17 protein-coding genes and 1 tRNA gene are annotated in these 17,400 nt (G+C 64.7%); 7 read left to right on the top strand and 11 right to left on the bottom strand.

What is annotated here, in order from left to right:
* Window positions 1-120 precede the first annotated feature (120 nt).
* On the top strand, window positions 121-1,137 hold the full coding sequence (locus D0D37_RS24185) for a CapA family protein (protein WP_116202851.1): 1,017 nt from the start codon (window positions 121-123) through the stop codon (window positions 1,135-1,137).
* 376 nt (window positions 1,138-1,513) lie between these two features.
* Here D0D37_RS24185 and D0D37_RS24180 read toward each other — a convergent pair whose 3' ends face one another.
* Window positions 1,514-2,254 (bottom strand): alpha/beta fold hydrolase, encoded by a 741-nt coding sequence (locus D0D37_RS24180; RefSeq protein ID WP_208720115.1) that lies wholly within the window; start codon window positions 2,252-2,254, stop codon window positions 1,514-1,516.
* Between the two features lie 107 nt (window positions 2,255-2,361).
* Here D0D37_RS24180 and D0D37_RS24175 point away from each other — a divergent pair, with 107 nt between their 5' ends.
* Entirely contained in the window at window positions 2,362-2,925 is a 564-nt protein-coding gene (locus tag D0D37_RS24175) for a TetR/AcrR family transcriptional regulator (protein ID WP_116202850.1), read from the top strand.
* A 40-nt stretch (window positions 2,926-2,965) separates the two neighbouring features.
* Here D0D37_RS24175 and D0D37_RS24170 read toward each other — a convergent pair whose 3' ends face one another.
* A complete protein-coding gene (locus D0D37_RS24170) occupies window positions 2,966-3,892 on the bottom strand; it encodes a TauD/TfdA dioxygenase family protein (protein ID WP_116202849.1) in 927 nt (308 codons plus the stop codon).
* A gap of 326 nt (window positions 3,893-4,218) precedes the next feature.
* Between D0D37_RS24170 and D0D37_RS24165 the strand changes: the two genes are divergently transcribed.
* Both D0D37_RS24165 and D0D37_RS24160 read left to right on the top strand, forming a co-directional pair.
* Window positions 4,219-4,512, top strand: a complete 294-nt coding sequence (locus D0D37_RS24165) for a hypothetical protein (RefSeq protein WP_208720114.1) — start codon at window positions 4,219-4,221, stop codon at window positions 4,510-4,512.
* Complete coding sequence (locus D0D37_RS24160) at window positions 4,512-5,081, top strand: hypothetical protein (RefSeq protein ID WP_116202847.1); 570 nt, start codon at window positions 4,512-4,514, stop codon at window positions 5,079-5,081. The genes D0D37_RS24165 and D0D37_RS24160 overlap by 1 nt, the downstream gene beginning before the upstream one ends.
* On the opposite strand, the gene D0D37_RS24155 is transcribed toward D0D37_RS24160, so the two are convergent.
* The gene (locus D0D37_RS24155) at window positions 5,078-5,872 is read right to left on the bottom strand and encodes an SAM-dependent methyltransferase (protein WP_116202846.1); all 795 of its coding nucleotides are present in this window, start codon (window positions 5,870-5,872) and stop codon (window positions 5,078-5,080) included. The two genes, D0D37_RS24160 and D0D37_RS24155, sit on opposite strands and share 4 nt — an antisense overlap.
* A gap of 21 nt (window positions 5,873-5,893) precedes the next feature.
* A complete protein-coding gene (locus tag D0D37_RS24150) occupies window positions 5,894-6,217 on the bottom strand; it encodes a hypothetical protein (protein WP_116202845.1) in 324 nt (107 codons plus the stop codon).
* 217 nt (window positions 6,218-6,434) lie between these two features.
* Here D0D37_RS24150 and D0D37_RS24145 point away from each other — a divergent pair, with 217 nt between their 5' ends.
* Window positions 6,435-6,941 carry a recombinase family protein gene (locus D0D37_RS24145; RefSeq protein WP_116202844.1) on the top strand — a complete coding sequence of 169 codons (507 nt, stop codon included), beginning with the start codon at window positions 6,435-6,437 and terminating at the stop codon, window positions 6,939-6,941.
* 463 nt (window positions 6,942-7,404) lie between these two features.
* Here the strand turns inward: D0D37_RS24145 and D0D37_RS24140 are convergent, their stop codons facing one another.
* The 5 genes from D0D37_RS24140 to D0D37_RS24110 form a co-directional block, all read right to left on the bottom strand.
* Window positions 7,405-11,082, bottom strand: coding sequence for a S1 family peptidase (locus D0D37_RS24140; protein WP_162834445.1), 3,678 nt, complete (start codon window positions 11,080-11,082; stop codon window positions 7,405-7,407).
* Entirely contained in the window at window positions 11,079-11,426 is a 348-nt protein-coding gene (locus D0D37_RS46810; RefSeq protein WP_162834444.1) for a CU044_2847 family protein, read from the bottom strand. The genes D0D37_RS24140 and D0D37_RS46810 overlap by 4 nt, the downstream gene beginning before the upstream one ends.
* Before the next feature lie 658 nt (window positions 11,427-12,084).
* Window positions 12,085-12,171: transfer RNA gene (locus D0D37_RS24120), tRNA-Ser, on the bottom strand.
* A 43-nt stretch (window positions 12,172-12,214) separates the two neighbouring features.
* Window positions 12,215-12,655, bottom strand: coding sequence for a nucleoside deaminase (locus D0D37_RS24115; RefSeq protein ID WP_116202842.1), 441 nt, complete (start codon window positions 12,653-12,655; stop codon window positions 12,215-12,217).
* A gap of 23 nt (window positions 12,656-12,678) precedes the next feature.
* Window positions 12,679-13,161 (bottom strand): tRNA adenosine deaminase-associated protein, encoded by a 483-nt coding sequence (locus tag D0D37_RS24110; RefSeq protein ID WP_116202841.1) that lies wholly within the window; start codon window positions 13,159-13,161, stop codon window positions 12,679-12,681.
* A gap of 76 nt (window positions 13,162-13,237) precedes the next feature.
* Between D0D37_RS24110 and D0D37_RS24105 the strand changes: the two genes are divergently transcribed.
* Window positions 13,238-14,467, top strand: a complete 1,230-nt coding sequence (locus D0D37_RS24105; protein WP_116202840.1) for a M20 metallopeptidase family protein — start codon at window positions 13,238-13,240, stop codon at window positions 14,465-14,467.
* Window positions 14,468-14,518: 51 nt separating this feature from the next.
* On the opposite strand, the gene D0D37_RS24100 is transcribed toward D0D37_RS24105, so the two are convergent.
* Window positions 14,519-15,232, bottom strand: a complete 714-nt coding sequence (locus D0D37_RS24100) for a class I SAM-dependent DNA methyltransferase (protein WP_116202839.1) — start codon at window positions 15,230-15,232, stop codon at window positions 14,519-14,521.
* A 169-nt stretch (window positions 15,233-15,401) separates the two neighbouring features.
* Here D0D37_RS24100 and D0D37_RS24095 point away from each other — a divergent pair, with 169 nt between their 5' ends.
* Window positions 15,402-16,304, top strand: coding sequence for a dihydrodipicolinate synthase family protein (locus D0D37_RS24095; RefSeq protein WP_116202838.1), 903 nt, complete (start codon window positions 15,402-15,404; stop codon window positions 16,302-16,304).
* A 4-nt stretch (window positions 16,305-16,308) separates the two neighbouring features.
* On the opposite strand, the gene D0D37_RS24090 is transcribed toward D0D37_RS24095, so the two are convergent.
* A complete protein-coding gene (locus tag D0D37_RS24090) occupies window positions 16,309-17,274 on the bottom strand; it encodes an RNA polymerase subunit sigma-70 (RefSeq protein WP_244223647.1) in 966 nt (321 codons plus the stop codon).
* Window positions 17,275-17,400: the final 126 nt, after the last annotated feature.

Genomic DNA, 17,400 nt, shown 5'->3' with positions numbered 1-17,400 from the left:
GTCCCCTCTGCATGTCAACGGTCGAGGCATCGTCCCCCGAACAAGCGAAGCAGAGGAAGACGAAAGGGCAACGATTCGTAACGAGCTGGAGGGAATTCCTCCTTTGGACGGGTTGACGCAATGATCACGCTCGTACTCGGCGGAGACGTCAACCTGCAGGGCCGCGCGAACCCGGAAACGGCGTTCCACCCGTTGACCTCGCTGCTCACCGGCGCCGATGTGCGGTTCGTGAATCTCGAAGGACCGCTGTCCGGCTCGACCGGCATGGACATCCCGCACAAGCCGAACTGGCGGCACTCGCCGCCGGAGATGGTCGCCGCGCTGACCGCCGCCGAGATCGACGTCGTTTCGGTGGCCAACAACGTCACTTACCCACCAGCCGCGGCGATGGCGAGCCTCGCCGTGCTGGACCGCGCCGGAATCGCGCATTGCGGCGCGGGCTCGAACCTCGCCGAAGCGCACGCGCCGGCGATCCTCGAACGGCCCGGCGGCCGGATCGCGTTCCTCGCCTACACGTCACTGTGCTGGCCGGTCGGCCAGGAAGCGACGGAAGACTCCCCGGGCGTCGCAGTGGCGGGTGCTTACACGTCGTACCAACCGGATCCGCGCGTCCTCGACGTCCCCGGCCGCCCGCCGATCGTGCACACCACGCCGGTCCGCCGTGACCTGGAGCTCCTGCTCACCGACATCCGGCGGGCGCGCGCCGAAGCCGACCACGTTGTGGTGTCAATGCATTGGGGCCTCCCCGGCGAAGAACTGACCGAGTACCAGGTGACCTACGCGCACGCGATCATCGACGCCGGTGCCGACCTGGTCGTCGGCCACGGACCGCACACCGTGCAGCCAGTCGAGGTCTACCGCGGCTGCCCGATCCTCTACAGCCTGGGCAACCTCGTCTTCGACTGGCCCGCCATGCGCGACCGGCATCGCGACGGCCTGCTCGCCGGCTGCGTCGTCGGCGAGCAGATGCGGGTGGAATTGGTGCCGATCCGCCGCGACGAAGACAACGAATGCGTACCGTTGACGGGAACCGACGCCGACGACGCGCTCCGGCGGTTTGTGGAGATGTCCGCACGGCGCGGCACGAGCGTGACGGTCAGTGATGGCTTCGCGACAGTCGAAGGACTTCGCGGCTGACCCGCCCTCCCGCCGTCACCCGGACGGCGCATCTGCCTTAAATGCAGCTCAAGCCTGGGGTCGACCGGTACCGGGCGGGAGTACCTTACCGATGAGCGCGGAAACTGTGGCCCAGAACACTTTCAGGCCGCACCGCCGCTCACGGGTAGCACCTCGCGGGGGAGGCGACACGGTCACGTGGGGGTTGACCGTCGTCGAGGGCGCGGGTGCCACCACCCGGGAAAACAGCCGCGGGCGCGGGACTTTCCGCTTCGCCCGCGACCGCGGCTCCATGGATTTGCCCCGGGGAAGCCTCGCGAGTGGCGAGGCGCCGCCTTGACCGCGCGGGGGAGCGCGGGAAGGGGAGGAAGGCGGCCGGCCTCGCCACTCGTGAGCACTATCCGTTCGGCCTCGTGAGTGGCAATCGCGGTTCTAACCGGGATTGCCACTCACGAGCCCTCTCCACCACCCGCGCACACATTTCTCCGTGCGTGAGCGGCAGATAGTGCCCCGCTCCCCGCACTACCTGCAGCGCTCCGTCCCGGCAGGCAGCCAAAAAGCGCCGCTCGCCAAGCCGGAAGTGGTCGTGGCGGCCATTCAGCAGAAGTACCCTCCCCGGGTACCGTCCGAGGTCAGCGAGCGGATCCATCCCGGCAGCTGCTTCCATCACGTCGGGAATGACCTCGGACGCGATTCCCGCGGCGATGACCGGCTCGGCGACTTCGGCCGGAAGAACCCGGCGGAGCAGCCACGCGCTGAAGGACGCGCCGTCGTCAGCTGCCGTCGCCAAGCCGCGCCGCGCGAACCGGAAACCGCCGCGCAACACCGAACTCGGCACGAGCGAACATCCGGCTCCCACCAGGGATGCGACCCGATCCGGATGGCGGGCGGCGGTCGCGATCGAGACGTAACCGCCGAGGGAATGCCCGACCAGGACTGCCCGGCCGCCGACCTCGTCGATGGCCTCGGCGACCGCATCGACCGCGCCGTCGAGGGTGAACCGCTCCCCGCGTCGCGTCCCGTGTCCAGGCAGGTCCGGCGCGGCGACTCGACCGCGTGCCAGGCGTTTCTGCTGCTGCCAACACGTCCCGGACAGCCGGATGCCGTGCACGAAAACCACCGGCAGTGCGTCGCTCATGTCTCCACCTTCCCGCCGATATGCAACGGTGCGTTGCATTCGCAGGTGTACCACGGGGTCGAGACCAAATGCAACGCACCGTTGCAAACCTGGGTTAGGATCGAGCCATGGACCGGACCGCCTCCCGCCCGCGCAAGGCGGACGCCATCTTCTCCGCGACCCTCGCGCTGCTGGCCGAACGCGGTTACGACGCACTGACGATCGAAGCGGTGGCGGCGCAGGCCGGGGTGCACAAGACGACCATCTACCGCACGTGGGCGACCAAAGACGAGGTCCTCGCCGACGCCCTGGTGCAGGCCCCGGAGCTGACCTTCGCGATCCCCGACACCGGCTCCCTGCGCGGAGATCTCCTCGAACTGGCGAAGCAGATCCACCGCCTGCTGTCCGAACCGGCGAACCGGCGCGTCATCACGGCCGTCGTTTCCGCGCTGCCGGACCGTCCCGCCACCGCCGAGGCAGCCGGACGCTTCTTCGCCGACCGCCTCGGCCGCGAGCAGGCCGTCTTCGACCGCGCTCACGACCGAGGGGAGCTAGCCGACGCCGCGGATTCGGAGATGATCATGGATCTGCTCGGCGGGAACCTGTGGTTCCACACCCTGATCCGAGCGAAATCCGCCGACGACGCCTACCTCGGACGACTTGTCGACACCGTCCTGACCGGGGTGTCGTGAGTGTTTATGCCGGTTAGAACCGGCACAAACACTCCCGAGGTCAGTAGGGCCGATCCCCGACGATCGCGACACGCTCCGCGATCCGGACGTGCGGGTGGTAGTCGTTGACCGCGTAGTGCTGGGTCGCGCGGTTGTCCCAAAACGCGACCGAATCCGGCTCCCAGCGGAACCGCACCTGGAACTCCGGCGTGTGCGCCTGCAGGAACAGATACCGCAGCAGCCGGTCGCTTTCGGCGCGGTCGAGGCCGACGAGGTGCGTGGTGAACGCCTGGTTCACGAACAACGTCCGCCGTCCGGTCTCCGGATGGGTCCGCACCACCGGGTGTTCGACCGGCGGGTACGCGTCCTGCCACTGGGCCAGCAGGTCCGGGTCGGTGAACCGGTCGAAGCCGGGGACGAAGTCGTGCACCGCGGTGAGGCCGTCGATCCGCTCGCGGACGTCGGCGGGCAGGTTGTCGTAGGCGGCGGCCATGTCGGCCCACATCGTGTCGCCGCCGATCGGCGGGACCTCGACCAGCCGCAGCACCGAACCGAGCGCCGGATTCGGCCGCCAGGTGACGTCGGTGTGCCAGATGTTCTCGTACCCGGGCATCCCGGCGGTGCGGGTGAAGCGCACGACCTGGTCGGAATCTCCCCGCGGAATGAACGGGTTGGTCTCCAGCTCGCCCCAGTTCGCGGCGAACGCGCGCTGCTGCTCAGCCGTGATGCGCTGGTCGCGGAAGAACAGCACCTTCCACTCCAGCAGCGCGCGGTTCAGCTCCGCGCGCAGCCGCGGCGTCACCGGCGCGGCGAGGTCCACTCCGGAGAGTTCCGCGCCGATCACCCGACCGAGCGGGCGAAGGGTGAAAAGCTCGTAGGGACGTTCTTCAACGCCGTCCGGAAGGCGGCGCAGGACGCGCGGGCCTTCGAGGATTCCGTCGTCCGGCGTACTGGACGAGCGCAGGCGGGCAGGCAGGTCTACAGACATGGCGGCACTCCCGAAGAATAGGCGAATTCGGCTGTGAGAGAGCGGAAAATCGCCTACGCGGGAGGAGAACCGAGACGACCGCGACGCCTCAGGAGGGCAGCGACGCCCTCGCCGTCCGTCCGTGCCGGGGCACGGCCGGCTAGCGGCACTTCCCGGTTCTCTGGCATGACTCCAATTCTGGTGGTGCACGCAACCCCCGGTCAAGGATCCCCACAATGTGGAATCGTCGCACGCCCGGCCGAGTGACCCGGGCCGCCTCGATGGGGTTAGATCTCTTCAGAGGGTGGCGGGCCGCGGTTCGCGCTCTCCCGGAAGCGGAGGTCCCGATGGCAGGTTCGACGAGCGAGCGGCTCAACGCCGCCGCGGACGCGCTCGATCGAGCGGCTGCCGACGCGGACCGCGCGGCGGGCCGGTTCTCCGAAGCCCGCCTCGAATCGACGCCGTGGGGCATTTCCGCCCCTGCACGGGAAATCGCCGCCCGATGGGAAGCCGCTCTCGCCGCGAGGGACGTCGACGCGCGCATCCTCGGCGACGCGACGTCCGACCTCGCCGGCCAGCTGCGGATGGCCGCCCGCGGCCACCACCACCGTCCGACGATCGCGACGGCGCTGCTGAGTTGATGCCGTTCCTCCACCCGGCGCTGGACAACGCGGCCGCCGGACTTGCTTCCTTGGGCGCCGCGGCCGCCGCGATCGGCGCACCCGACCCCGTCACCGCGCTCAGGCAGATCGACTGTTCCCCGCAGACGATCCGCGAATCGGCACGCACGCTTTCCAGCGGCCGCGACGTGCTGGTCATGGCCCGCCTGGAATTCGAACGCGGCGCGCACAGCGCGGAACGCAAATGGGGCGGCGAACCGGCCGCGCGATTCCGGGGCAGCGCCGACGAACTGGACGCGCACTACCGGCAGGCCGCCGAAGCCGCCGCGCGCACCGCGTCGGTCGGCTTGGATCTGGCGGATTTGCTTGACCGGCTGGCAGATCAGACCGCGGCGCGGGTCAGGCTGATCGCGGAAGGCGCGTCCCCGGCGGCCGTCGCGCTGCTGGCGGGCGACCGATCCGCGGAGCCGGCGGTTCGCGAGGCATGCGGGACCATCGCGGAAGCAGTGGCTCGCGGGGTCGCAACCATAGGAGAGGCAACGACTTTCCTCGACACCTTCGGAACACCCGTGCTGCAGGACGAGAATTAACGGGTCGCGGTCACGAATCCGCCGCGCGTGACGTCGAGCGGCTCACGTCCGTATTGGACGGCAAGATCCGCAACGGTAAAGGTTTCCGGCCGCCAGCCGTGCTCGGCAAGCCACTCCGGAGCGTCTCCCCCGAGACCGCCGTGCCAGAGCGACGTGACCTCGCCGCCGACGTTGCGAGCCTTTTCCAGCAGCCCGTCCCGCTCGCCGTCCGGCCGGTGCTCGAACGAAATCCGGCTGCCTGGCGCGGACAACTCGGTGACGTCCGTGAGCAGCCGCTCCGCCTCGTCCCGGCGGAGGTAGACGAGCAGGCCCTCGGCGAGCCAGACCGTCGGCTGTCCCGGGTCGAATCCCTCGTTTTTCAAGGCAGCGGCCCAATTGTCGCGCAGATCCACGGGGACGGCCGTGCGCTCGCACTTGGGCCGCGCGCCTTGTTCGGCCAGCACGGCTTCCTTGAACGCGAGCACGTCCGGCAGGTCGACCTCGAACACCCGCGCGCCGTCCGGCCAGTCGAGCCGGAACGCGCGAGCGTCGAGACCGGCCGCGAGCAATACCGTCTGTGTCCCGCCGGAAACGAAGTCGTCAAAGAACCTGGTGCGGATCGCGACCTGCTGCGCGAACACCATCCCCAGCTCGCGGTGGCTCTCCCGGCCCTCGAAGATCGCGCGCCCGGCATGGAAGAACGCACCCGCGTACGGATCCTCGAACAGCCGGTCCGGCCGCCCGCTCTCCAACGCACGAAGCCCAGCCACCCCAACCGCGGTCTTCCCCACCGGCGGAAGCTCTTCGCTCATGAGCCCAGCGTACGGACGAAGCTACTTCGGCATCAGGGCTTTGATCTCCTCGACCAGCTGCCGCACCTTCTTTTTGTCGGATGAACTGTAGTAAAAGGTGCACAGATCGGCTTTGTCTCCGCCCGAAGCCGGGTTCTCGATGACCGCCGTCGACGCCCCGGTCACCTTGAACTTGAGACACCCCGGGCTGAACGCACCCGGCTCGGTGTTGCTGACGCCGCTGATCCTGCTGACCGTGAAACTGTGTCTCTTGTCCGCGCCGAACAGGCCGTCTTTGATCGCGGCCTTGATCGTCACCTGCTTGCCGATGAACGTGAGCGAACGACGCCGGGCATAGATGTACAAAGCGCCACCTCCGGTACGGGGACCAGCTACCGAAGGTCAAACGAACGAACCCCAACCGAAGTGCCCGCAAGATTGGTTCGCGATGACCGAGACACCCTTCAATCCCAAGGTGACGAACCCTCTCAGGGCCTCGGGGGGGGGCGAATCCCCTCCGGGCGGGGTCTGGGTTGGTTAAGACGCATTCACAAAGTCTCCCAGGCTGTCTACCTCGGGTTTTATGGATACCACGGATGGTCTTCGGACGTCGTCGGCGGTGCGGTTGTCGACCTTGACGAATGAGATGTCGTCGCCGGAGCGGCGGCGTGCGATGACGGCCGAGTACGCACAGCGTCGGGGCTGGACGGTGGTTGACGTGACCGAGGACCTGGACCTGTCGGCCTCGACGGTGCTGCCCTTCGACCGCCCCGGCTGGCGCCGTGGCTGGCCGAACCGCAGTGCCATGAGTGGGACGTGCTGGTTGTTCTGGCGGGCGGACCGGGCGGTGCAGCCGATGACGTACATGTTCGCGTTGACCCGCTGGGCGCAGCAGCGCCGCAAGGCCATCGTCTTCGTCTCCGTCCCGCTCGGTGGTGACCCGCTGACCCTGGACCTGCAGCAAGACAAGGCGGACCTGCCCGTCAACCTGATCTTGGCGATCATTGCGTTCGCCGCCGAAATCGAGTCCCGGGCGACCAGGGAGCGGATCAACGCCGCCCGCGCATTCCTGCTGCCCACCGACCGGTGAGCAGGCGGCACCTGCCGCCACCTTCCAAGCCGGAGACCCCAAATCGGAACCACACCTGTCCACGGACGATTTCGCCTACATCGGCGGAGACACCGGAACGACGGTGGACATCGAATTCACCGAGGACGAATCCGCGCCACCCGCGTCAGCGTGAGCGTCGGTCGGTGACACGGCTCCCTTTGTCTGCTGGTACCGGTCCCGCCCGGGCGGTGACGGGTCCCCGGGGGAGTATCCCTGATGAAACGCTCGCCGGGCATGACTTTGGACGAGCAGTGAGTTCGTGCGCCTGTTCATCGAGCGCGTAACGGTACATCCAACGGTAGTTCGAGGAGGTAAGAAGTTCGAGCCTGACCGCATCAACATCGACTGGTGGAGGCTATGACGGTACACGGCTCAAGCCATGCTAGCTCATTCGGCGCTTCACGCCCCGGAACTCAGAAGTGCCAGCGCAGGAACTGAGTCGCTAGGCAAGCAGCTTCTTTACGATTTCGTCGATCTGGTCAGCTACGCCGTCTCTGATAAGTGCTTCGCGAACTCTTCGACGTAACGCCTCAAATCGAATCGACACCAATGGAGTATCGCGAGCCACCAATTCTGCCCGCTTGGCTAGATCTACAAGCCGGAGATGATCGGGCTTTTTGGGATTATACAGCGGGATTGGCAGCTGAAATATTGTTTTCGCAAAGTCGCGCGGATTATGCTCGCCCCGAGCCTGCAAGGGGCGAACCATCAATGTTAGTGTGTTTGAATTTAATATTGAAGTCAGGAAAAGGGCCTCGTTTCGGTCTTCGATCGCAGCCCAGTATAGCTGCTGATCAATAATCGCAGTGTCATCGGTTACTATGGCAGCCGCCAGGTATGCTCCGCTCTTGTTGTAGACAACTCGCTGTCTCGAAATCGGTAGCTGTTGCGAGATCTTATTTCGGTAGTTAAAATGATTGAGCAGGCTGATCCCCTCATTTGATCCATACGTGCGCCAGACCTTCTCCGCGGATCGCCACCATTTGGCAAGCCCAGGATACGTGTCGAGCCTCTCGTCACTGCCATCTAGAAGCCTTTGCCCATCCCAAGGAACAATCATCTTGTTCGGGGCAAGGCAACGAAATGGCAGGATAGTGTTTCCCTGATATATCGATCGTATGAATTCTCGCTCCACACTTCCCTGAAGCCCAGGAAGCGTCTTCCAAGGTGGCTTCTCAAATGAACTGCGACTGCTACGGACCCTCTGGCGGTTTCCTCCTGATCCGAGCGGGCCGACCATGCTCTCGTCGATCAAGAAAAGGAACCTTGGCACAACAGCGGCGCCTTGGGTAAATATATTCTTGTACTGAGATTCTTGACTAGCCCTGAATTTTTCTCCTATCGTGCGCGAAATGCAGAGGCGTGCCTCAGTGAGGCCCGCAGTTTTGGTAGCAAATTTTCCGCTCCAAATTTCGGCCTGCTTGTGCAAGGAAGTACTACCTGAGGAATTCTTGCTGCGTTTTCCAAATACGACGCCCACTGACTGCGGAAAGAAAGCTGGCTTAATCTGGTGAAGATCCCAGGGCGAGTCGAAACCGACGCCGACAACATCGGAGCTTGTTGAGAAGTTTCCAGTACGGAAGCCCGCGTATTGCTGTCGCGAAAGTACGCCGAGTGGCATAACGTAGCCAAAACGACCTTCGACGCGGAGATACTGCTCGATACAACGTGCGACAAAGAGCCCGGACAGATCTTGACTGGTTGCAACGGATGCGCCCGACCATAGGCCGCGCTCCGAAGACATCGACCTAAACGACGCCTTCTGCATCTTTGTCATGTACCGGTATGCAAGCCAGGGAGGATTGCCAATCAGGACATCAACTCTGTTTTCAGGGCGGCACAGCCAGACAGGGCGCGCAAGGTTTCGGACGTAGTATCCCCATATATGATTTCGCTCATCGTCGTGCAGTCGGCACATGGATTTGAAAGTTTCCCAGATAACCGACTGGTCGACTTTTTCCTTAATTTCGAAACGTTTGAAGATGGCGTAGAGCGAAGGTGTCGCGCTCTTACGCGGTCTATCCGTAGCCAAATCCGCGAGTTCATTCACTAGGCGATCGAATCGATCCGCATGGGCAACAATCGCGTCAGGAAATGTCAGATGTGGCGTACCGCTAGTGCTTTCGAGTAGGTCTGGGTCATTGAGGAAAGTTTGATGGTCAAGCGCCGTTGGAACGCTTAGGCCATTGTTCGACCACAAAGTGGACTCCTGTCCCCAATGAAGCGAATCACCAAGATACACGGGAATGGCAAAAGCTGGGCGATCACGTGCCCGGAGACGTTGCATTCCAATGGCTAGAAGATACGTCACTCGTGCCAGCGTGACCGCAACTGGATGCACGTCGAACCCAATTACGTGCTCGCCCACCTGTCGAATGATATCTGAATCCGACATTCCAGCTTCCATGGCAGCGGCTGCATACTTCCGAACTGCATGGAAGAGGAATGCTCCACTTCCGCAACTTGCGTCTAGTATTCGGTCCGCAAGCGGGGCAGAAACGCAGTGATCAACGATTTCTTCGGCGAGCCAGTCTGGCGTGTAGTACTCTCCCAATTGATGCCGCACTTCTTGAGGGATAATTGATTCATATAAGACTTTCAACACATCGTGCTCAACTTTGTCCCACGCGAAGCGAGCGATCCGTTGGGCGAGATTCTTTACGAACCGCTCGCCGCCAGGCACCTGGGCTATCCAATCAAAGAAGTCCGCCTCGACGACTCCATTAATTTGCGCTTCACTAAAGAGCGCGCCGGAAACAATTGTTCCTGCACTAATTTCCGGGTCTTCGGGCCTGAGTCCTACGACAGAATGGCCAATAATCTCGGCAATTACAACGAGAAACGTATGATCAACAAAAAGAACGTCGTCATCGGTAAAGTTGGTCCCCGCTGCGGTTGTAAGCAGGTTGGCCCACATGGCTCGCTTTACCTTGACGGCAGGCGTCTTTTTGCTTCTTTGATAGATTGCGTTTAGTTCGGTTTTGTCCAGTGCATAGGATGGACTCGTGGCACCTAGTTTGCGTACAATTTCGACAGGAGTCGGCGCAAGCCGGTTTCCGGTTGAGAATAACGCTTCAAGCCATGACCGTAACTGTTCAGGAGTCGACGTCGTGGGATCTACGATCAGAGTTGCATCTTCGACTCGTCGAAGCCTGCCGTCGAAACGATGGTAGAGGTACCATATCGCACCGTCAGTGAGCAATCCGATGTGGCGGCGCTCGCTCGATCGAGAACGTGCCGCGAGTTGGCGACTTAACTGCCACTCGCCAGATTTGATATCTTCTTCGTTTCGAAGGTCTACACTCAGTTCTATAACTGATGCACTCTGTTCAATTTCTATTCTGCAATTCTGCCTCTTCGTGTCCACCCTGATGCTCAGATCATCTGCCGCGAGTCCAATCTCGCATCCCACTAAGAATTTGACCAAATTCTCCGAAATTGCGGCCAGGCTTCTTGCCTTGTTTCGCCTAACTAGACCCTGAAGAATATGCTTGAGGTCGAGTTGATCTACTCCTGTGATTGGGTCGAGCTTCGGCCAATGATCCAGAATTACCCCGGCAGGAGCAGCAAAAATTGCCGCTCCTGCCGCGAGGGTTGGTTCGTTGACGCGTCGAGGATTCCAGCGGACAATGCCTACAGCCTTCTGCGGGTGTCCGACGAGCACGGGCGCACCACTTAATCCGTGAAGCGAAAGTCCCGCTACCGAATCCACGCTGGAAAGTTGGATTACGGACGCACCGTCCTCGGTGCGTCGAGCGCCAACTCGCGTGATCGAGCCTGATGCAGCATAGGTGAAGACACCTTCGATATCTGCAGGTGCACCTGGCGCGATGAATCTGGCGTGCTCATTCACCTCTCGAGATAGGGATATTGCCTCCAAGCCTGAGGGAAGCGCGCGATCGAGGAGAAGTACGGCCACATCATTAATGACATCGAATTCTTCAACTACTGCTCTACTTTGGCCGACATCCCAGGTGCAAATTAGGCGTCGTGATACCACTTTTCCGCTTGTACGATCGCCGACACAGTGGAACGCTGTTAGCGCTCGCCGATCGGATACGGCAAATACGGTTCCAAGTTCTTTTTTGGTGTTAGAAAGTCTACCGATCGCGAAAGTCACGGCAGTGCCACGGAAGCCTTGAATGTCAACTTGGCCGAGAAGGTCGTACCAGCGGACGCTTTGGCGATAAGGATTCCCGTCTCCGCTTGAACTGTGATACCGAACGCGATCTCGATTGCATCAACGTTCCAGCTCTTGTCGGGAGACTTGTCCATCAGGTCGCCTAGATTTGATCGGAATTCGTCCGCAACCTCACCGACACTTGCGGCGATTTCGGAAGCACGCTTCCTGAAGTCTTCGGGTCCAGATTTTTGGGGAGCCAAGTCGCCGGAACCTTGCTGGGGGTTAACTTCCAACAAGACCCCAGTATGGGATTTTTTCTCTCGCCTTGCGGGTTCGCCCATCGTCCCCTCGCAGAACTCGACCTGTTACTCGGGATATCGCGTCCAACGATCAAGTGTGACAAATGCCATTGCACTGCGTAAGAGCAACTGCCTGGTTACAGCCAAATGCTGACACTGTGGCTACCCTACGTGAAGCGCGGTGGCGCAGACTCTGCTCGATTGGCGCAATTATGTTCCAATCGGCGTAGCGCTGCAGTGGTCGGAGGAGGTTTTCGGGAAGCACCTCTGGTGCATTTCGTACAACCAGGCATCGCCAGGGCTCCGGCGTTTCAAGATCGACCGTTCTGTCGTCGGCTCGCAAGGGCGGCTCGCATGTTGAGGGCTGCTCTTCCGAGAGTGGCGGGTCCTGGGTCCGGCTAACGCCCGAGGGCTGCGAACGGCTCGTGAGCCACCTCGAAGCGCTACAAACCGTGGTGCCCCGCGCCGCCGAACTGGTCGCGGCTGGCACTGCGGCCCACGACCGTCCGTCACCGGACGATGACTTGTGATGGATTGCTGGCGCGTCTTGAACGTGGCTTCAGACGGCAGGTTTGGGACGGGTCACGCACCGACGCCACCCAGGTTCGTGACTCTGTCTTAAGCAACGGGGGTGTCCCCAGAAACACAGTGGGCGAGGTGTGCCGACGTTTTTCGTCGGCACACCTCGCCCACTCGCACGCGGTGGCGGTGGGATTTGAACCCACGGACGGGATCAACCGTCACACGATTTCGAGTCGTGCTCCTTCGGCCGCTCGGACACGCCACCGCCGAGAACAATACCGGACCTTCTCCAGGGGGTGCGGCGGGGGTTACTCGGCCCCCAGCCGGCGGTCCGCGAAGTACGCCTCAAGCAGGGCGGCACAGTCGTTTTCGAGCACTCCGCCGTGGACTTCCGGCCGGTGGTTGAGGCGGCGGTCGCGCACGACGTCCCACAGCGACGACACCGCGCCCGTCTTGGGCTCCCAGGCTCCGAACACCAGCCGGGAGATACGGGCGAGCACGAGAGCGCCCGCGCACATCGTGCAGGGCTCCAGCGTGACCGCGAGCGTGCAGCCTTCGAGCCGCCAGCCGTCGCCGAACTCGCGGGCCGCCGCGCGCAGCGCGAGGATCTCCGCGTGCGCGGTGGGGTCAGCCAGCTCGACGCGCGCGTTGCGGGCCGCGGCCAGCGGATGCCCGTCGGGGTCGAAGACGACCGCGCCGATGGGCACGTCGGCACCAGGAGCGCGGGCCGCGTCCAGGGCGGCCCGCACGGCCTCGGTGTCGTCCGGCCGTCTCAGAGCTGGTCCAGCAGTTTCGAGAACTCGGCCTCGAAGCCGCACCGCTGGGCGATCATCTGAAGCTGCTCGTCGGGGTAGAGGTCGACCTCGCCGACGATCACCTCCAGCTCGCCGCCGGGCAGGCCGAGGTCGGCGAGTATTTCGAGATCGCCCTCGGGCCAGACCGCGTCGTCGTCCTCGTCGGGCGGGTCGACGCGCAGCACGTCGAGGACGTCCGCCGCGATGTCGTAGTCGAGCGCCGCGGCGGCGTCCGACAGCAGCAGCGACGGTCCCCTCGGGCTCGGCCGGACGATCACGAAGAACTCGTCGTCGACGGCCAGCAGGCCGAACGCCGCCCCGGTCGACCGGAGCTTGCTCAGCTCGGTGATCGCCGCGTCCAACTCTGTGAGCGCCGAAGAATCGAGCGCACTGCACCGCCACCGACCGTCTTCACGGACCACAGCTATCGCGAAGCCCGTGACCGGCTCTTGCACCGCCATGCGCACACCGTATTCCGCCTCGCTGACGAACGCACGCACGGTGCGCCCGAAGCGTGCGAGGTGCCACTATCGAGCCATGACCGGACCCACCGACCTCCCCACCCTGCCCGGCAATCGGCACGCCGGGCTGCTCGACGCCGCCCGGCAGCTGCAGGACCGCACTGTCGAGCTTCGCCGCGCTGTGCACCGGCACCCCGAACAGGGCTTGCAGCTGCCGCGCACCCAGGCGGCGATCCGCGCCGCACTGGCCGACCTTCCGATCGAACTCACCGACGGCCGCTCCACGACGTCGCTCACCGGCGTGCTGCGCGGGGCCCGTCCCGGACCGGCCATCCTGCTGCGGGCCGACATGGACGCGCTCCCGCTGACCGAGGACACCGGCCTGGAGTTCTCGTCCGAGATCGATGGTTCGATGCACGCCTGCGGACACGACACGCACGTCGCGATGCTCGCCTCCGCGGCGCGGCTGCTGTCGGAGCGCGTCGACGACCTGGCCGGCTCGGTGGTGTTCATGTTCCAGCCGGGCGAGGAGGGCCTCCACGGCGCGCGGCACATGATCCACGAAGGCGTGCTCGACGCGGCCGGCACGCGCGTCACGCGAGCCTTCGGCCTGCACACGATCGCTAACAGCCCGAGCGGCGTCCTGCAGGTGCGCGGCGGGCCGATGATGGCGTCGGCCGACACGTTCAGCGTCGAGGTCACCGGCCGCGGCGGCCACGGTTCGGCTCCGCACGACGCCATCGACCCGGTCCCTGCCGCGGCGGCGATGGTCGGCGCGCTGCAGACGATGGTCACGCGCCGCATCAGCGTCTTCGACCCGGCGGTGGTCTCGGTGACCCGCATCGTGGCCGGAACGACGACGAACATCATCCCCGAGACAGCGGTGCTCGAGGGGACCATTCGCACCCTGTCGGAGACGACGCGTTCCTTTGTCCGCGAGGAACTGCCGAAGGTGTGCGAGGCGGTCGGAGCGGCTCACGGCTGTCGCGTGTCGGCCGGAGTTGACCCGGGCTACCCGACGACGGTCAACGACCCGTCGGTGGCGGCTGAGGTGTTGTCGCTGGGTGCTGAGGTGCTGGGCGCGGAGAATGTCGAGGAGCTGACCACGCCGATCATGGGCGCGGAGGACTTCTCGTATGTGCTGCAACGGGTTCCGGGCACGTTCGCGTTCATCGGAGCCCGGGAGCCGGGAGCGGATCCGGCGACTACCGAGGACAACCACTCGAACCGGGTGCGGTTCCACGAACCGGCGATGGCCGCCGGGGTGGCTATGTACACCGCGTTCGCGCTGGACGCTCTGCGCTGAGTTCCGGCCCGCCCTTGACCGGGGCGGGCCGGTTCACGCGGTTCACCCGGCTCACTCTGCTTGCGCGAGGAAGACGAATTCACGGTCCGGGCGGTCGGGTGCCTGCCGGATGTCGGTGACTCGGTAACCCTGCTCGCGCAGGCTTGTCTCGACCTCGTCCTGGCTGCGGAACCTGAGGGTCGAGTCCGAGGTGAGGACGCTGCCGTCGGCCAGGAACGTGTAGGTCATGCGGAACGAGACCAGCGGCAGCCGGATTTCGGTGACCTCGACTCGTTGCTCCACCGCACCGATCCCCGGCACTTCTCGGGTGTGCGGCGGCACGTCCCAGGTTTCCCACGCGCGGTATTCCGGCCGCCGGGTCTCGAACACCAGGTGCCCGCCGGGCCGCAGCGCCGTCCGGATTCCGCGGAGCGTCGCGGCCCAGTCGTCGTCGGTCAGGAAGACCTGCGCGACGTTTCCCGTCATTACCGCGAGGTCCGCGTCGAGCGCGGGCAGAGTGGTCGCGTCTCCGTGCCGCCAATCGACCCGGCTGTCCTTCGCCCGCGCGATGTCTAGCGACGCCTCAGCCGGATCGACGCCGATGACCGTGCGTCCCGTTTCGGCGAGCAGGACCGCCAGGCAGCCCGTCCCGCAGCCGACGTCCAGCACCCGGCGAGCGTTCACCTCGTCGGCGATGCGGACGTACGCGGGCAGGTCGACCCGGTCGCCGTCGAACGTGTCGTAGATCGGCGCGAGGCGGGGATCGGCGAAAATCGCATCGGGCACCTGATCACGGTACTCAGCGACTCGCCTTCGGCCATCCGGTTTTTCACCAGGTCCGGCGGCTTGTGGGCCTTGCCTGGGACGCTCATCCCAAAGATCAGGACGCTTGTCCGGCAGGCTCGCATGTTACCCTCCGAGTGTCGAGACATCATATATCAGATCGGATCTGCTCGTGGCGTTCGAGAAACAGCGACAGCGGCTCGCCGGCGTGGTGGCGATCCCGGTGACCCCGTTCACCGCGGCCGGGGACGTGGACGCCGAGACGTACGAGCGGTTAGTCGAACGGCTCGTACTGAGCGGCGTCGAGGTCGTCACGCCGAACGGCAACACCGGCGAGTTCTACGCGCTCGACGAGCAAGAAACGCGACAGTGTCTCGAAGTCACCGCGAAGGCCGCGCGCGAGGCGAGTGTGCTCGCTGGCGTCGGCCATGACGTGCGTACAGCCGTGAAGGCCGCGAAGCACGCGCGCGCTTCCGGAGCGGACATGGTGATGATCCATCAGCCCGTGCACCCGTACGTCTCGCGCGCGGGCTGGATCGACTACCACTGCGCTATCGCGAACGAAGTGCCCGAGCTTGGGGTTGTCCTGTACGTGCGCAACCCCGCCATCGAAGGTTCAGACCTGGCGCAGCTCGCCGACGCCGCGCCGAACGTGCTCGGCGTGAAGTACGCGGTGCCGGACCCGGTGCGCTTCCGCACTGTCGCGCGCGACGCGGGGTACGAGCGCTTCGTGTGGATCGCCGGTCTCGCCGAGCTGTCCGCCCCCGGATACTTCGCGGTCGGCGCGACAGGCTTCACGTCCGGCCTGGTGAACGTCGCCCCGCAGATCTCCCTCGACCTGTTCCGCCGCCTGCGCAACCACGATTTCGCCGGGGCGATGGAGATCTGGGACCGCATCCGCCCGTTCGAGCAGATGCGCGCCGCGGACGGCAACGCCAACAACGTCAGCGTGGTCAAGGACGCCCTCTCCCAGCTCGGCCTGTGCCGCCCCGACGTGCGGCCGCCGAGCAGGCTGCTGACGGCCGCCGAACGGGACCAGCTGTTCGAAATCCTGTCCTCGTGGGGGCTTGCGTAGCGCGTCAGGTGAGCACCGGCGGGAGGTCGAATGCCGGGAACACTTCCGGACCGAAGGTGGTCACCTCCGCGACGCGGCCTCCGTCCAGACGCAGCGTCACCAGTCCGAAGGCTAGGAACTCGCCGCCCCTGTCCACGTACGTGGCGAGTGCGGGCAGGCCGTTCGCGCGCGTCTCCACAACACAGAACTCGGCAGCATAGGCACCGTGTAGCGCCGGTGCCCAGCCTTCGAGCACCGCAGCCCGCCCCGCGTACCAGGTCGGTTCCGACCCCGAATGCCCGCCAGCGCCGGGAGCGTGACTGCAACGCACGTCTTCGCGCAACAGTTCAGCGAAGGCCGCTTCGTCGTGCTCTACGAGCGCCTTCACGTACTTCGCGACGACAGCGCGTTCTTCGTCGCTTGCGGACGCCGACGCCCACGCCGTACGTCGCGTAGGCAAGTGCTCCTGCAGTTCGGCCCGCGCGCGCAACACATTGCTGTTCACCGACGCAGGCGTCGCACCGAGCGCTGAAGCCGTTTCGCGCGCAGACCAGCCGAGTACGTCGCGAAGCACCAGCGCAGCCCGCTGTCGCGGCGAAAGATGCTGGATGGCCGCGAGGAAGGCCAACTCCACCGTCTCGAGCGCGACGACAACAGCGTCCGGCTGAAGCGCGCTGTCGGGTGCAGGCTGCAACCACGGCACCGCGACGTCGGGACGCGGCGCGAGGTCGGAGTCGCGCGTAATTGGAAGAGCGAGCGTCGGCAGTTCGCGCGGGTGCGCTTCGAGGTGGTCGAGACACGCGTTGGTCGCGATCCGGTACAGCCACGCCCGCAGGCTCGCGCGGCCCGCGTACGTCGAACGGCCGCGCCACGCGCGCAGCAGCGTCTCCCGGACCAGGTCTTCCGCTTCGTCGAACGAGCCCAGCATCCGGTAGCAGTGCACCCGCAGCTCGTGCCGGTACGGCTCGGTCTCGCTCGCGAAGTCCGTCATCTGTTCAACCATGTCCGATAAGACGGCCGATCCCCGGAAAACTCGGCAAAGCCCAGCTCAGCCGGGGTGTGGCGGAGGTTACTCGCGCGTTAAGAACGCGTCAGCACGACCGCCCGGGCCGTCAGG

Source organism: Amycolatopsis circi (assembly GCF_003385235.1).
GTDB lineage: Bacteria > Actinomycetota > Actinomycetes > Mycobacteriales > Pseudonocardiaceae > Amycolatopsis > Amycolatopsis circi.
The sequence above is the reverse complement of the archived record's forward strand: the minus strand, read 5'-3'. Positions and strand labels throughout refer to the sequence as shown.

Coding starts and splice junctions, on each gene's coding strand:
- D0D37_RS24185 (WP_116202851.1), top strand. CDS start 121: ATGATCACGCTCGTACTCGGCGGAGACGTCAACCTGCAGGGCCGCGCG.
- D0D37_RS24090 (WP_244223647.1), bottom strand. CDS start 17,274: ATGACGGACTTCGCGAGCGAGACCGAGCCGTACCGGCACGAGCTGCGG.
- D0D37_RS24145 (WP_116202844.1), top strand. CDS start 6,435: ATGGATACCACGGATGGTCTTCGGACGTCGTCGGCGGTGCGGTTGTCG.
- D0D37_RS24175 (WP_116202850.1), top strand. CDS start 2,362: ATGGACCGGACCGCCTCCCGCCCGCGCAAGGCGGACGCCATCTTCTCC.
- D0D37_RS24165 (WP_208720114.1), top strand. CDS start 4,219: ATGGCAGGTTCGACGAGCGAGCGGCTCAACGCCGCCGCGGACGCGCTC.
- D0D37_RS24170 (WP_116202849.1), bottom strand. CDS start 3,892: ATGTCTGTAGACCTGCCTGCCCGCCTGCGCTCGTCCAGTACGCCGGAC.
- D0D37_RS46810 (WP_162834444.1), bottom strand. CDS start 11,426: ATGGGCGAACCCGCAAGGCGAGAGAAAAAATCCCATACTGGGGTCTTG.
- D0D37_RS24110 (WP_116202841.1), bottom strand. CDS start 13,161: ATGGCGGTGCAAGAGCCGGTCACGGGCTTCGCGATAGCTGTGGTCCGT.
- D0D37_RS24180 (WP_208720115.1), bottom strand. CDS start 2,254: ATGAGCGACGCACTGCCGGTGGTTTTCGTGCACGGCATCCGGCTGTCC.
- D0D37_RS24160 (WP_116202847.1), top strand. CDS start 4,512: ATGCCGTTCCTCCACCCGGCGCTGGACAACGCGGCCGCCGGACTTGCT.
- D0D37_RS24155 (WP_116202846.1), bottom strand. CDS start 5,872: ATGAGCGAAGAGCTTCCGCCGGTGGGGAAGACCGCGGTTGGGGTGGCT.
- D0D37_RS24105 (WP_116202840.1), top strand. CDS start 13,238: ATGACCGGACCCACCGACCTCCCCACCCTGCCCGGCAATCGGCACGCC.